General features: G+C 62.0%; 12 protein-coding genes. 8 read left to right on the forward strand and 4 right to left on the reverse strand.

Features of this window, described 5'->3' with window-relative positions; genetic code table 11:
* The coding region (locus ACYVDE_RS04680; protein WP_460500304.1) for a hypothetical protein at positions 1 to 632 on the reverse strand (632 nt) is incomplete at its 3' end.
* On the reverse strand, positions 633 to 1,562 hold the full coding sequence (locus ACYVDE_RS04685; RefSeq protein ID WP_460500305.1) for an alpha/beta hydrolase: 930 nt from the start codon (positions 1,560 to 1,562) through the stop codon (positions 633 to 635).
* Between the two features lie 152 nt (positions 1,563 to 1,714).
* Here ACYVDE_RS04685 and ACYVDE_RS04690 point away from each other — a divergent pair, with 152 nt between their 5' ends.
* Positions 1,715 to 2,536, forward strand: a complete 822-nt coding sequence (locus tag ACYVDE_RS04690) for a hypothetical protein (RefSeq protein ID WP_460500306.1) — start codon at positions 1,715 to 1,717, stop codon at positions 2,534 to 2,536.
* A 94-nt stretch (positions 2,537 to 2,630) separates the two neighbouring features.
* Positions 2,631 to 3,086 carry an META domain-containing protein gene (locus tag ACYVDE_RS04695; RefSeq protein WP_460500307.1) on the forward strand — a complete coding sequence of 152 codons (456 nt, stop codon included), beginning with the start codon at positions 2,631 to 2,633 and terminating at the stop codon, positions 3,084 to 3,086.
* A gap of 83 nt (positions 3,087 to 3,169) precedes the next feature.
* Here the strand turns inward: ACYVDE_RS04695 and ACYVDE_RS04700 are convergent, their stop codons facing one another.
* Together ACYVDE_RS04700 and ACYVDE_RS04705 are read right to left on the reverse strand one after the other, a co-directional pair.
* Positions 3,170 to 4,507, reverse strand: coding sequence for a zinc-binding metallopeptidase family protein (locus tag ACYVDE_RS04700; protein ID WP_460500308.1), 1,338 nt, complete (start codon positions 4,505 to 4,507; stop codon positions 3,170 to 3,172).
* Between the two features lie 126 nt (positions 4,508 to 4,633).
* Positions 4,634 to 8,143 (reverse strand): pyruvate carboxylase, encoded by a 3,510-nt coding sequence (locus ACYVDE_RS04705; RefSeq protein WP_460500309.1) that lies wholly within the window; start codon positions 8,141 to 8,143, stop codon positions 4,634 to 4,636.
* A gap of 274 nt (positions 8,144 to 8,417) precedes the next feature.
* Here ACYVDE_RS04705 and ACYVDE_RS04710 point away from each other — a divergent pair, with 274 nt between their 5' ends.
* From ACYVDE_RS04710 to ACYVDE_RS04735, 6 genes are all read left to right on the forward strand, one after another.
* Entirely contained in the window at positions 8,418 to 9,134 is a 717-nt protein-coding gene (locus tag ACYVDE_RS04710; RefSeq protein WP_460500310.1) for an SDR family NAD(P)-dependent oxidoreductase, read from the forward strand.
* Between the two features lie 94 nt (positions 9,135 to 9,228).
* Positions 9,229 to 10,551: a cryptochrome/photolyase family protein gene (locus ACYVDE_RS04715; RefSeq protein WP_460500311.1), complete on the forward strand. Its 1,323-nt coding sequence runs from the start codon at positions 9,229 to 9,231 to the stop codon at positions 10,549 to 10,551.
* A gap of 150 nt (positions 10,552 to 10,701) precedes the next feature.
* The gene (locus tag ACYVDE_RS04720; protein WP_460500313.1) at positions 10,702 to 11,331 is read left to right on the forward strand and encodes a TetR/AcrR family transcriptional regulator; all 630 of its coding nucleotides are present in this window, start codon (positions 10,702 to 10,704) and stop codon (positions 11,329 to 11,331) included.
* Between the two features lie 101 nt (positions 11,332 to 11,432).
* Positions 11,433 to 12,734: an ABC1 kinase family protein gene (locus ACYVDE_RS04725; protein ID WP_460500314.1), complete on the forward strand. Its 1,302-nt coding sequence runs from the start codon at positions 11,433 to 11,435 to the stop codon at positions 12,732 to 12,734.
* A gap of 41 nt (positions 12,735 to 12,775) precedes the next feature.
* Complete coding sequence (locus tag ACYVDE_RS04730) at positions 12,776 to 13,978, forward strand: serpin family protein (RefSeq protein ID WP_460500315.1); 1,203 nt, start codon at positions 12,776 to 12,778, stop codon at positions 13,976 to 13,978.
* Positions 13,979 to 13,991: 13 nt separating this feature from the next.
* Positions 13,992 to 14,195, forward strand: a 204-nt coding sequence (locus ACYVDE_RS04735; protein ID WP_460500316.1) for a hypothetical protein, incomplete at its 3' end; no start/stop codon positions are given.

Consider the following 14,195-nt stretch of genomic DNA (forward strand, 5'->3'; position numbering starts at 1 on the left):
CGGCCGTCGCTGATGCGCAGCACCCGGCCGGCGAGGTCGAGCAGCAACACGGCCTGCGCGCCCACGTCGCTGTCGGGCACCATGAAATCGACGGTGAACACCAGCGCACCGAAGGAAGGGCTGTAGGCCAGCAGTTCGGGGCGGTAGGCCTCGCTTTCGGTCACGATGTCCTGCCCGGCAGCTTTGTAAAAATCAGCTTTGCGCAGCTGGCGGCGGAACACCTGCTGACCCGCCGCGTCGTGCAGCGCAAAGGTGAAGTAGCCCTGGTACCCGCGCGCCACTTCGGTGTGGCCCGGGTAGGGCTGATAAGTGGCTTTAAGCCGCTGGGTCGAGTCGGTTTCGGCGGCGATGTGCAGGCGGAAGGGCTTGCCGTTGACGGCCACGGTCGTATCGAGAACCGTTGGCGGGGCCCAGCCGGGGCGGTACACCGGCGCGGGGGCCGGGGCTTTGGGCCGGGGCGCGGGCACTACCGCCGCCTCGGGTGGAGCAGCCGGGGCAGCGGGCGGCATGGGCATCGAAACCGGCGAAGTCCGTTTTTCGGTAGTGTAAGCCTTTTGCTCGCAGCCAAACAGGGTCACGGCCAGCGCCAGCCCCACAAGCAGCACACCAACAACGGGTAAGGGTATTCTCATCTATTTAGTTAGCCAGCCGTTGGCCTCAAGCCAGTTGCGCAGGCGGTCGGTCCAACGGTCGGGCGTAGTCGAATTATTCAGGCCAAAACCGTGGCCGCCGCAGGGATAAAGATGCATTTCGGCGGGCACTCCGTGGCGCAGGCAAGCCTGATAAAACACGAGGCTGTTGCTCACGGGCACGGTCTTATCGTCTTCGGCGTGCACCAGAAAGGTGGGCGGCGTCTGGGCCGAAACATGCAGCTCGTTGGAATATTGCCGCACCTGCTCGGCCGAAGGATTCGGGCCCAGCAGGTTATTGCGCGAACCGGTATGCTTCAGCGTGTCGCTGAAGCTGATGACCGGGTAGAGCAGCACCAGAAACGCGGGCCGCACCGACTCGGGGCCGGGGTTGTCGCCCACGGGCTGGGCGAAGCGGGTGCCCGCCCACGCCGCCAAGTGGCCACCGGCCGAAAAGCCCATCAGCCCAATGCGCTCGGGGTTGAGGCTGTACTTGGCCGCTTGCTGGCGCACCAGGCGCAGGGCCTGCTGGGCATCGAGCAACGGCGCGATGGATTTGTCGGGCTGGCTTTGGTCGTTGGGCAGGCGGTATTTCAGCACAAAGGCCGTGATGCCCATTTCATTCAGGCGCTTAGCTACATCGTAGCCCTCGCTGTCGATGGACAAGCGGGCGTAGCCGCCGCCGGGGCAAATGATGACCGCCGTGCCATTGGCCGTGCCCGGCGCGGGCGTGAACACCGTGAGCGTGGGCTGCACCACGTTGGAAATCCGCACGCGGTTGCCCGATTCCGTCACGCTGGTTTCGCGCACCTGGCTGGGCTTGGAATCGGGAATGGTGCCGGTGTAGAGCGGCAGTGTAGCCTGCGCCCCCGCGGTGGCACCAAACAGGCACAGCGGCAGCAAAAAGCCCAGAAAAGTACGAAAGTGCAACATGCGGCTTGTACGTGCCAACCCAACAAATAGGTGCCCGCCGAAGGCAGCTATTCGGCCGAATTGCCAGATTTTCAGCACAAAGATAAACGTATAAAATTCGGGCATTCGCAACCTATTCTGAACGATGCCGTAGGTGGGCCGGTTTTTTTGGCATGCGAAAGACCACTCTGCTGGCCGCCGCCGCCCTTTTGGGCAGCCCCGGCCTCACCCTGGCCCAGAACACGGCTGAAGAAAACAACCCCAACGCTGACGCACCGTTCGTTCGCAACATCCGCGCCGACCGCCCTGGGCAAACCATCACCGCGCAGGTGCTGCAGCCCGGCCGCTTCCAGCTCGAAACCGGCTTCCAGCGCCGCTCGGGCGGCCCCGATTTTGCCCAGAGCCTGAGCAACGCCACCCTGCGCATCGGCTTTTTCAACAGCATGGAGCTGCGCGTGAGCCAGCCTTACTACCACAACGGCCCCACCCGCCTCACCGAGGCCGGGCCCGTGGCGGCCAGCGGCTGGGCCCCGGCCGTGGTGGGTGCCAAGTTCATGCTTTCGCCCAACTACAACACCCGCACGCAGGTAGCTATTCTGGCCGAGTCGGCCATCCCGAATTCGGGTAGCCCGGGCCTGCGGCAGCAAGGCTGGGCCCCGTCGGGCCGCCTGCTCGTGAGCGAGCAAATTGGCGAGCGCTACGGCCTTGAGGGCAACTTCGGCTTCACCCAGCCCGGCCTGCAGGTGCAGGATTTGAAGAAGGGCCAGTTCCTCGGCTCGCTGGCCCTGAATGGCCCCATCAGCAACAAAACCGGTTTTTTCGTGGAAGCTTATGGCTACGGCCGCGACGCGCTCAGCACTGGCGCCACCACCGGCCTGTATTTCCGGCCCGTGCCCGCCGTGCGCCTCGACGTGACGGCTGGCCGCCTGCTCGGTGGCGCGGCCGCTGGCACTACTACCGTGGGCGGCGGCCTCACATTCAAAATCGGCCAGTAGCGTAAGCTCAACCCTAGCCGTACCAACATTCAGCAAAAGCCTGCGTAATCACGCAGGCTTTTCGCGTTTGAAAAACCTTCCAATTGTATTTGCCATGCGTTTTTCCCTGCTGATTCTGGCCGTGCTGGCCGCCGGCTGCAACACCCGCCCCGCCCAGGAAACGGCCGCCGCTTCTATCCCACCCGCGTCGCGCACGCCCAATGCGCCGTTGCGAGAAACCCGCTGGGTGCTGCGGCAGCTGGCCGGCAAGCCCGTTTCGGTGCCCGCCAACACCCGCGAGGCCTACCTACTGCTCCGCGCCGATGGCACAGCCGAGGGCAATGGCAGCTGCAACCGCTTCCGCGGCAGCTTTTTCAGCGAAACCGAGAGCGAGCTGAAGTTCAGCCCGCTGATGAGCACGCGTATGAGTTGCCCGGCCATCGATACGGAAAACGACTTCACCCGCGCACTGGGCAAGGCCAACAGCTATGAAATCAGCGGCGACACGCTGCGCGTGCTTGATGCCAGCGGCGCGGCCGTGGCCCGATTGGAGGCAGTTTATTTGAAGTAGTTGAGTAGTTTACCTTTAACGAAAACGGCCGTCATGCTGAGCTTGTCGAAGCATGACGGCCATTCACATCGTTCGGTGAACCATTAGTTCCGGTCGTCCGTCAGCGGGGGGATGCGCGAAGGGGTTTGCTTGCCGCTCACGATGCCGCTGGCACTTTGGGCGATGGCCTGAATGACGGCCGTCATGTTGGTTAGGTTGAGGCTTTCCACTTCATCATCAACCGAATGATAGAGCCCGTCGGTCGGAATCTGGTCGGTACTGATGGTGTGGGCCGGCACGCCGAGGCGGGCTAGGGTGGCGTTGTCGGAGCGGTAGAACAGGTTTTGCTCGGGATATGGGTCGGGCTCAAACTTGAATTTGCTGCCCGTCAGGTTGGTTTGCAGCAGCTTGCCGAAATCCGACCGCTCGTAGCCGGTGATGAAGGCGGTGTTGGGGCCAAACTTAGCCTCTTTGCCAATCATCTCGATATTGAACATGGCCACCACCTGCTGCGGGTCGAGCTGCTTCGAGAAGAACTGCGAGCCGAAGCCGCCCACTTCCTCGGCCGCAAAGGCCACGAAGATGAGCGGACGGGCGTTGTCGTTGCGCTTTTTGAAATATTCGGCCAACGCTACCACGGCCGTAGTGCCGCTGGCGTCGTCGTCGGCCCCGTTGGCGATGGAGTCGCCGGCTACCGGTTTGAGGTAGCCTAGGTGGTCGTAGTGGCCCGAGAACACTACGTTTTCTTTAGTCCGCTTGGGGTCGCGGCCGGGCAGCATGCCTACCACGTTACGCAGCTGCACCGGCTCGAGCACGCTGCTGGCGCTGATGCGGTAGCTGAGCGTGGCCGGTTTCGGGCCGAGGATGAATACCGTGGAAAACGGCTTGGGCGGCTCGGCGCCCAGGGTGCCTTTGGCCACATAGCTGGCCAGCTGGCGGAAGGCTTTCACTTGGGCGGTATCCACGAAAACCAGCGTGTTGGCGGTGGGACGCAGGTAGGAAAACAGCTTGCGCCGCTCGGTGGGCTCGGGGCCGATGGTGACGATGGCCGGCGGCTGGGCGTCTTCGCTGGTCCAACGTAGCGTGGCTTCGCCCGAAATAGCCAGCGTTTGCAGCGGCGCCTGAGTTTGGCCATTGATAACGGCCGCCACCGGGCTGGTAAGGCCCTGGTACACGGTCAGGGTCTGCTCAAAGTCGGTCTGGCCGGGCAAGGGTTTGAGGCCGATGCGCTTGAACTCGGCGGCCAGGAACTGCGCCGCCTTGAGGCCGCCGGGCTTACCGGTGCCGCGGCCCTGCATGTCGTCGGCGGCCAGGGTCTGAATGACGCGCGTAACCGTAGCGGCCGATACCGTGGTGGCTTTCGGGGCGGGCTTGGCGGCTTTTTTCTGGGCCGCAGCCGGCAGAGTGGCCAGCAGGGTGGCAGCGAGAAGGACGTTTCTCATTACTTGTGAAGAGTCAGATTGGGTTGATGGCGAATGTAGAGACGCATATTTGCGCTTCGTCGTTGGCCGATGCAGTGGAAGCGGCGCATACGACGAAACGCAAATATGCGTCTCTACATTCACCTGTTAGCTCAGCGTCAGCACCAAGTCGTCGGCCGAAACGCGGGTGCCTTCGGGCAGCACCACGTCGGCCACGGTCAGGTCTTGCGGAGCGGTGATGGTGGTTTCCATCTTCATGGCCTCGATGACGAAGAGCGGGGTGTTTTTCGGCGCGGCCTGGCCGGGCTTCACCAGCACCTTGCTGAGCATGCCCTGCAGCGGCGCGCCCAGCTGGCGCGGGTTGGCTTTGTCGACTTTGGCGTTGCTGATTTTGGTAACGGCCACCGCCTGGTCGCGCACCTGCACGTTGCGGGTCTGGCCGTTCAGGGTGAAGAAGATGGTGCGGCAGCCTTCCTCGTTGATGTTGCCCACCGACTCCAGGCGCACGATAACCGACTTGCCCTGAGCAATTTCGATGATGGTTTCCTGCCCTGATTTCAAGCCGTAGAAGAACACCGACGTGGGCACCTTGCTCACGTTGCCGAACTGCTGGCGGAACGACCAGTACTCATCGAACACCTTCGGATAGAGCAGCGACGACAGCAAATCGGTGAACTTGGCGTTGGGGTATTTCTCCTGAAACGCGGGCCACTCCTTATCGAAATCAATCGGCGCGAGGTGTTCGTTGGGCCGGTCGGTGAAGGGCGCTTCGTTCTTCAGAATCAGCTTCTGCAGCTCGGCGGGCCAGCCGCCCTCGGGCTGCCCAATGTCGCCGCGGAACAGCTCGCGGACGGACTCGGGGAAGTTCAGCCCCTCCCCTTTTTCCATTACATCGGCGGGCGTGAGGTTGTTGCTCACCATGAACAGGGCCATGTCGCCTACCACTTTCGAGCTGGGCGTTACCTTCACGATGTCGCCAAACATGGTGTTCACGTCGGCGAAGCGCTGCTTCACTTCCTCAAACTTGTCGAGCAAGCCCAGCGAGGCCGCCTGCGGGCGCAGGTTGGAGTACTGCCCGCCCGGAATCTCGTGCTGAAATACCTCCGACGTGCCCGCTTTCAGGCCCGACTCGAAGGGGTAATACATCTCACGCACGGCCTCCCAGTAGTTGCTGAACTCGTTGAGCGAGTGCTGGTCGAACTCGCGGTGGCGCGGCGTGCCCCGGAACATCTCCACCACCGAGTTGAAGTTGGGCTGCGAGGTAAGGCCCGAAAGCGAGCCAATGGCTACATCGATGACGTTGACGCCGGCCTCTACGGCCTTGGCGTAGGTGGCGGGCTGCAGCGACGACGTGTCGTGGGTATGCAGGTGGATGGGCAGCTTCACCGTATCGCGTAGGCCGGCGATGAGCTCAGTGGCGGCATAGGGCTTGAGCAGGCCCGCCATATCCTTGATGCAGAGGATGTGGGCCCCGGCGTCTTCGAGCTGCTTGGCCAGCTTCAGGTAATAGTCCAGCGTGTATTTGGTGCGCTTGGGGTCCAGAATATCGCCGGTGTAGCAGATGCTGGCCTCGGCCAGGCGGGTAGTTTTATTGCGCACGAAGCCGATGCAGGCCTCCATGCCCTTCATCCAGTTCAGCGAGTCGAAAATGCGGAACACGTCGATGCCGGTTTCGGCCGCCTGCTGCACAAACCGCTCGGTCAGGTTGTCGGGATAGGCCTTGTAGCCCACACCGTTGGCCCCGCGGATGAGCATTTGCAGCAGGATATTCGGGATGGCCTCGCGCAGCTTGGCCAGACGCTCCCAGGGGTCTTCGTGCAGGAAGCGCAGGGCCACGTCGAAGGTCGCGCCGCCCCACACTTCCAGGCTGAAGGTTTGCGGGTGCATCTGGGCGTACGATTTCGCCACTTTCAGCATGTCCCAGGTGCGCATGCGGGTGGCGAGCAGGCTCTGGTGGGCGTCGCGCAGGGTGGTGTCGGTGTAGTGCACCAGCGGCTCAGCACGCAGCCACTCGGCGAACTTCTCGGGGCCCAGCTCGTCGAGTTTCTGCTTGGTACCGGGCACGAAATCACTCATAGCCGGCGCGGGCGCGGCTTTTTTGCCTTTGGGTTTGGGGCCGTTGTGCAGGTTCCACACCGCCGCCAGGTCGACTTCGGGCAGGTGCGGACGGCGCGGGTTGGCGCGCGGGTCGAGTAGGTTTTTCACGTCGGGGTTGCCGTTCACCACCGTTTCGCCGATGAAGCTGAGCAGGCGCGTGGCGCGGTCTTTCCGGCTTTCAAACTGGAACAGCTCGGGCCGCTCCTTGATGAAATCGACGGTGGCGCGGCCGGTCTGAAACTCCTCGCTGCCCACGATATTCTTCAGGAATGGGATGTTCGTCTTCACCCCGCGAATGCGGAATTCGTCGAGCGCGCGCAGCATTTTCTGGGCCGCGCCGTGCAGCGTGGGCGCGTGGGCCGAAATCTTGACCAGCATCGAGTCGAAGAACGGCGACACCACCGCGCCCTGGTACACCGAGCCTTCGTCGAGCCGGATGCCGAAGCCGCCGGCCGAGCGGTAGGCCACAATGGTGCCGTAGTCAGGCTTGAACTCGTTTTCAGGGTTTTCGGTGGTTACGCGGCACTGCACCGCGAAGCCGGCGCGCAGCGGCACCACGTCGGGGCCGAGGCCGATTTCGGGGTCGCTGAGCTTGTAATCGGCGGCAATGTAAATCTGGGTTTTAATCAGGTCGATGCCCGTAATCATCTCGGTCACCGTGTGTTCCACCTGAATGCGGGGGTTCACTTCGATGAAATAGATGCGGTCCTGCTCAGGGTTCACCAGGAATTCCACGGTGCCCACGTTGTCGTAGCCCACGGCCCGGCCGATGCGCAGGGCGTATTCATACAATAGGTGGCGCTGGTGGTCGGGCAGGTTCATGGCCGGGGCCACTTCCACCACCTTCTGGAAGCGGCGCTGTACCGAGCAGTCGCGCTCGTAGAGGTGCACGAGGTGGCCGTGGTGGTCGCCAACCAGCTGAATCTCAATGTGCTTGGGGCGCTCCACGAATTTCTCCAGAAATACCGTGTCGTCGCCGAAGGCATTCAGGGCCTCGTTCCGCGCCTCGAAAAAGCCTTTCTCCAGCTGCTCATCGTCGCGGATGATGCGCATGCCGCGCCCGCCGCCGCCGGCCGCCGCCTTCAGCATCACCGGGTAGCCGATGCGCTGGGCCTCGGCTTTGGCGGTTTCAAAATCGACCAATTCGGCTTCGCTGCTTTCGATTTGGGGCACCTGGCACTGCTGAGCCACTTCCTTGGCGCGCACCTTGTCGCCGAGGGCTTCCATCACCTCGGGGCGCGGGCCCACGAACACAATCCCCTCCTCGGCGCAGCGGCGCGAGAGCGTGGCGTTTTCGCTCAGGAAGCCGTAGCCGGGGTGAATGCCGTTGGCCCCGTTCTCCTTGGCTACCCGAATGATGGCCTCGATGTCGAGGTAGGGCTTGAGGGGCTCATCGTCGCGGCCAATCTGGTAGGCTTCGTCGGCCTTGTAGCGGTGCTGGGAGTACCGGTCTTCGTAGGTGTACACGGCCACCGTCGGAATATTGAGCTCAGTGGCGGCGCGCATCACGCGAATAGCAATTTCGCCACGGTTGGCGACGAGGAGTTTAGTTATGTTCATAGAATCAGTGGGATGATAGGCGCGGATACGGCGAAACTACGCCAAACGCCGGGCAATTTTGAGAACAAACGTTTGCACTTACCACAATCCGCAGTTAGCCAGTCGAAATGGCCCTGTGTTATCAAATTGTTTCCTGGCTAAGCCCCTGAGAGCCTGCTGCGGGCAGCCAGCGCCCCTTGGCGGCGGCAAGCAATGCCGTAATTCTGTTCAAGCCGCTGGCAAACAAGCGTGCGGACTGCGGGTTAGCTCAACGCTTACTCATCTTTCGCGGCTCATGCAGTTTTCCGACAAAAACATTCTCATCATCGGCGCTTCTTCCGGCATCGGGCTGGCTACCGCTACCTTGCTCAGCGGGCTGGGCGCCAAGCTGTTCACGGCCTCACGCCACCGCTCGCAAGAGCTGGCCGCCCTGAACACCACCCACTTCGACTACGACGCCACTCAGGAAGCCGGCACCACGTTCGACGCCCTGCCCGAGGTGCTACACGGCGTGGTATACTGCCCCGGCAGCATCAAGCTGCGGCCCTTCGAGCGCATTCCGGTGGCCGATTTTGCCGCCGATTTCGACCTGAACGTGCTGGGCGCGGTACGCGTGCTGCAGGCCACCATCAAGCGCCTGAAAAAGGCCGAGGGCACGGCCTCAGTGGTGCTGTTCAGCACGGTGGCGGCCGATACGGGCATGAGCTTCCACGCCAGTATTGCCACGGCCAAGGCTGCCGTGGAGGGCCTTACCCGCGCCCTCGCTGCCGAGTACGCCGCCAGCGGCGTGCGCGTGAACTGCATCGCGCCCTCGCTCACCAACACGCCCCTGGCCGCGGCCCTGCTCAACTCGCCCGAGAAAGTAGAGGCCGGCGGCAAGCGCCACCCGCTGCAGCGCATCGGTCAGCCTGAGGACTTGGCCTATACCGCCTCCTTCCTGCTGTCGGACCACAGCTCGTTCGTGACCGGGCAGGTGATGGCCGTGGACGGCGGCATGGGAAAACTGAAGTAACGCGCGGACGGGTAACCTCACCCCCCGGCCCCCTCTCCCGCGGAGAGGGGGTCAGGGGCTGAGGTTTCGCCGGCCGACATATAACAGAAACAACATGAAAATCTGCCTCTTCTGGCACCGGCGCGACATGCGCATTCACGACAACGTGGGCTTGGCGGCGGCACTGGCCAGTGGCCTGCCGGTGCTGCCACTGTTCATCTACGACCAGAAAATCCTCGACCACCTGCCCGACAAGGCCGACGCCCGGCTCACGTTCATTTACGATGAGGTAGAGCGGCTGGCGGCCGAAACGGAAAAGGCCGGCGGCAGCTTCCTGGCCCGCTACGGCGAGCCGCTGAAGGTGCTGGAGCAGCTGATTAATGACTTTGACGTGGCGGCGGTGTACACCAACGAGGACTATGAGCCCTACGCCACCGAGCGCGACACGGCCGTGGCAAAGCTGCTGAAGAAGCATGACGTGGAGTTCCACACCTACAAAGACCAGGTCATCTTCGCGAAAGACGAGATTATGACCAAATCGGGCACGGTGCCCAAGGTGTTTGGCGCTTACCTGAAAGCGTACACGGCGAAGCTAACCGATGAGCTGCTGGAGCCCGCCGATTCCAAAAAGCTGTTCAAAAAAGAGCACCTGCACCACATTTCTAAAGAGAAAGCCGGTGCCCGGCCCACGCTCAAGAGCATGGGTTTTGAGCGCAAAGAGCAATATTTTCCGCCCGTGAAGCTGCCGGCTGAGCGCATCGTGCGCAACTACCACAAAACCCGCAACACACCCGCCGAGCCCGACGGCGGCACCACCCGCGAGTCGCTGAACCTGCGCTTCGGCACGCTGAGCGTGCGCGAGGTAATGCGCCAGGCCAAAGAACTGAATCAGAAGCTGCTGGCCGAAATCATTTGGCGCGACTTCTTCATGATGCTGCTTTGGCATTTCCCCAACACGGCCCACGAAAGCTACGACCCCAAGATGCGGCATATCCCCTACCGCAACAACGAGGACGAGTTCAAGGCTTGGTGCGAGGGCCGTACCGGCTACCTGCTCGTCGATGCCGGCATGCGCCAGCTCAACGAAACCGGCTACCTGCCCAACCGCGTGCGCATGACCGTCGCCGGCTTCCTCACCAAGCACCTGTTCATCGACTGGCGTTGGGGTGAGAAGTATTTCGCCGACAAGCTGCTCGACTACGACATGGCCAACAACGTGGGCAACTGGCAGTGGATGGCTGGCACCGGCGCCATCTCGGCTCCCTGGTTCCGGGTGTACAGCCCCGACAGCCAGCAGGCGCAAGTCGACCCCGAGATGAAATACATCAAGCAATGGGTGCCGGAAGTAGGCACAGCGGAATATCCCAAGCCCATCGTAGAGCACAAATTTGCCCGCGACCGGGCCGTGGAGGCCATTTGGGCGGCGCGGGACGCGTAACCTCACCCCGGCCCCTCTCACAGGCAGAGGGGAGCCACGGCGGCGTAGACGCCTCCAATCGTCAGGCTCCCCCCCTCTCCCTGTGGACAGGGGGCCGGGGAGTGAGGTTTTTCGTCCGAACCTCCTACCCTTTTAACCGGTTATATCAACATGGAAAAGGACCGCATCAAACAAGCCTATCTCGACTTCGTGCTCAACGAAGGCCACCCGCCGCAATCGGTATTCAAGCTCACGCAACAGCTGGGCGGGTCCGAGGCCGAGTTCTACCAGCACTACCCGAATTTTGAGGCCATCGACCGCGAAATCTGGGCTGATTTCGGCCGGCAGGCGCGCGAAACGGCCGCGGCCGAACCCGTGTGGGAAAGCTACGGCAGCCGCGAAAAGCTGCTGGCCTTTTACTACACGCTGCTCGAAATTCTGAAAAACAACCGCTCGTATGCGTTGATGAGCCTGCGCCGCTCGCTGCACCGCATGCCGGCCCTCACGCCGCGGGTGCTCGACGATTTCCGGCAGGACTTCGAGCACTTCGTCACCGACCTGCTGGCCGACGGGCGCGTGAGCGGCGAAATCGCCAACCGTCCGCTGGTGCAGGACGGCTATCCGCGCTTCTTCTGGCAGCAGGCGCTGTTCGTGCTTGGCTTTTTCGCCAAAGACGACACCGTGAATTTTGAGCGGACCGACGCCGCCATAGAAAAAGCTGTGACGCTGAGCTTCGACCTCGTGGGCCGCAACACGCTCGATTCGGCCGTGGATTTCGTGCGGTTCCTGGTGCGGAAATAGTTGTAGGGGCGGGGCTTGCCCCCGCCCGAATCGTTGAACGAACTCGCTCAACGACAAACACCCGACGATTCGGGCGGGGGCAAGCCCCGCCCCTACTGCTTATGTCCGACGAACCCCAAACCTCGCTGCCCACGACCAAGGTGGCCCGCGCCGCCCGCTTTGCCAAAACCGGCTTCAACGTGGGCACCAACTACATTAAGCACTACGCTAAAAAGGCGGTGGGCGCGGAATCGACCACCGAGGACCTGCACGCCGCCAACGCCGCCGAGCTCTACGGCACGCTGAGCGAGATGAAGGGCTCGGTGCTGAAAGTGGCCCAGATGCTGGCGATGGAGAAGAATATGCTGCCCACGGCCTACGCCGAGCAGTTTGCCCAGGCGCAGTATTCGACCCCGCCGCTCTCGGGCCCGCTGGTGGTGAAGGCGTTTCGGGATGCGTTTGGCAAGTCGCCGTATCAGCTGTTTGATGCGTTTGAGCCCGAAGCGCGGCAGGCGGCCAGCATCGGGCAGGTTCACCTAGCCCGCAAGGATGGCAAAGAGCTGGCCGTGAAGGTGCAATACCCCGGCGTGGCCGACAGCATCAAGTCCGATATCCGGCTGGTGAAGCCCATTGCCCTGCGCATTATGGGCCTGAACGAAGCTCAGGTGCGCCCCTACCTGGAGGAAGTGGAAACCCGGCTGCTGGAAGAAACCGACTATAAGCTGGAGCTGCTGCGCGGCCAGGAAATTGCGGACCAGTGCCGGGCGCTGCCGCACCTACAGTTTCCGGCCTACTACCCCGAGTTTTCCACGACCCGCATTCTGACCATGGAATGGCTTCCCGGCCAGCACCTCAAGGAGTTTCTGGCCACCAACCCCATGCAGGAAGTGCGCAACCAGATTGGCCAGGCGCTGTGGGATTTCTACCAGTTCCAGTTCAACACCCTGCACCAGCTGCACGCCGACCCGCACCCCGGCAATTTCCTGATGCGCGCCGAAGACGGCGGCACCCTCGGCGTACTCGATTTCGGCTGCGTGAAAAACGTGCCGTCCGATGTATACCAGCTGTTTAACGACCTGTTGGCGCCCGAAACCATTGCCAGCGAAGTCCGCCTCGCCGAGTTGCTCACCCAGGCCGGCGTGCTCCGGTCTACCGATGCCCCGGCCCTACGCGCCCTTTACCTGCGCACCATGCAATCCTCGCTGGAGCTCGTAGGCCGCCCCTTCCGCCAAGCCACTTTCGACTTCGGCGACCCGGCCTACATGGCCGCCCTCTACGCCCTCGGCGACGACCTGATGGCCGACCCCGAGCTGCGAAAGCAGCGCGAGCCCCGCGGCTCCGAGCATTTCATCTACCTCAACCGCACCTACGTGGGCCTCTTCGCCTTGCTCACGGAGCTGGGCGCGACGGTGAAGACACAGTAGGCATTCTTTCTATCTTGGCAGGCTCTTTATTGGCCTGCGCTATGTCGTCCTTTACTATTTTTCAAACTTCTGCGGCGACGTCGGCCCAGATTCGCGTTGGTTTAGAGTTGGTGCAGCTTGCTGCCGCAGATGCTTCTGGTAATGTTGCCCTCTCACCGCTCGGAATTGTTGCAGCCCTGGCACTGCTTATTTCAGGGGCAGATGGCAAAACGAGAACCGCGTTAGGTGAAGTGTTATTTGGTCCTGGTGCCAACTTGGAACGGGCGGAAACCTCGTTTGCCGGCTGGCTTCAGCAACTATCACGGGTTGAAGAAGGGACCTTGGCGGAAGCTGGTGCCCACCTAACGCTTGCCAGCAGCTTGTGGGCCGCCGAACCATTCAACTTGGCCCCGGAATTTGTTCGCCATGCCCACACCCAGTACGACGCAAAGGCTGCCTCGCTGGATTTTACCTCACCAGCTGCCGCCAGTGAAGTAAATGACTGGGTACATCAACATACCCAAGGCCTTATCGGGTCAGTGGTATCGCCGGCAACGCTTGCCAATTTGGTACCGCCGGCTATGCTATTGCTCAATGCGGTTTATTTCCGCGCCCGCTGGGCCAGCGAATTCGACGTAAACGACACCCGCACTGGCATTTTCCGGCTTGCAGATGGTACTGGACAGCCGGGAGAGTTCATGCATCAGGTCAGCACAACTATTGGTTATACGGCTGGTGATGGCTGGCAGGCAGTTTCGCTACCCTACCTGAGCTTCATGCGACCTTATTCGATGCTGGTGTTTCAGCCTGACCAGCCCAGCGGCCTGCCCGCCTTTCTTGCTGGGCTAACTTTTGCCAACTGGCAAGCTGGGTATTCGGCCTTTCAGCAAACACCGCCCATAGAGGTGGACCTTATTTTCCCGCGCTTCCGAGTAGAATGGAACGCCGACCTGACCGCAAACCTGTGCAAGATGGGCTTGGCTGAAGTCTTCATGCCCGGCGCTGATTTCACCAATCTTGGCTATCAAAGCGAAACCGGCGGTGGAATCATTAGCTCTGTCATGCACAAAACTTTTCTCGAAGTGGATGAGCAAGGTACCGAAGCCGCTGCGGTTACGCTGGTTATGGCAATGGGGGGCAGCGCTTACGCACCGGAGCCGCTACCCCGGGTAGTTGTCAAAGTAGATTCCCCCTTCTTCTATGCTATTATAGACCAGCAAGAAGGCATGCTGCTTTTTGCCGGTACGGTCAATAAGTTGGATTAATAAATAGCCTGCCATGAACCTCCGAACCGAGCTACTGAGGGAACACTCGGCGCGTCAGACGCGGCGGCTGACCGACTACGCCTGCGCCCACCCTACGGCTCTGGCCGAGCTGCTACAGCTATACTGGTACGGCATGCCGCGCGAGCGCCAGCTGGCCGCCGACGTACTGGGCTGGGTGGGCGAGCGCCGGCCCAAATGGTTGGTGCCGCACCTGCCC

It is taken from the genome of Hymenobacter agri, from assembly GCF_054778495.1.

Bases quoted from the DNA above. Each gene is read 5' to 3' on its own strand.
- ACYVDE_RS04685 (WP_460500305.1), bottom strand. From the start codon at position 1,562: ATGTTGCACTTTCGTACTTTTCTGGGCTTTTTGCTGCCGCTGTGCCTG.
- ACYVDE_RS04690 (WP_460500306.1), top strand. From the start codon at position 1,715: ATGCGAAAGACCACTCTGCTGGCCGCCGCCGCCCTTTTGGGCAGCCCC.
- ACYVDE_RS04695 (WP_460500307.1), top strand. From the start codon at position 2,631: ATGCGTTTTTCCCTGCTGATTCTGGCCGTGCTGGCCGCCGGCTGCAAC.
- ACYVDE_RS04700 (WP_460500308.1), bottom strand. From the start codon at position 4,507: ATGAGAAACGTCCTTCTCGCTGCCACCCTGCTGGCCACTCTGCCGGCT.
- ACYVDE_RS04705 (WP_460500309.1), bottom strand. From the start codon at position 8,143: ATGAACATAACTAAACTCCTCGTCGCCAACCGTGGCGAAATTGCTATT.
- ACYVDE_RS04710 (WP_460500310.1), top strand. From the start codon at position 8,418: ATGCAGTTTTCCGACAAAAACATTCTCATCATCGGCGCTTCTTCCGGC.
- ACYVDE_RS04715 (WP_460500311.1), top strand. From the start codon at position 9,229: ATGAAAATCTGCCTCTTCTGGCACCGGCGCGACATGCGCATTCACGAC.
- ACYVDE_RS04720 (WP_460500313.1), top strand. From the start codon at position 10,702: ATGGAAAAGGACCGCATCAAACAAGCCTATCTCGACTTCGTGCTCAAC.
- ACYVDE_RS04725 (WP_460500314.1), top strand. From the start codon at position 11,433: ATGTCCGACGAACCCCAAACCTCGCTGCCCACGACCAAGGTGGCCCGC.
- ACYVDE_RS04730 (WP_460500315.1), top strand. From the start codon at position 12,776: ATGTCGTCCTTTACTATTTTTCAAACTTCTGCGGCGACGTCGGCCCAG.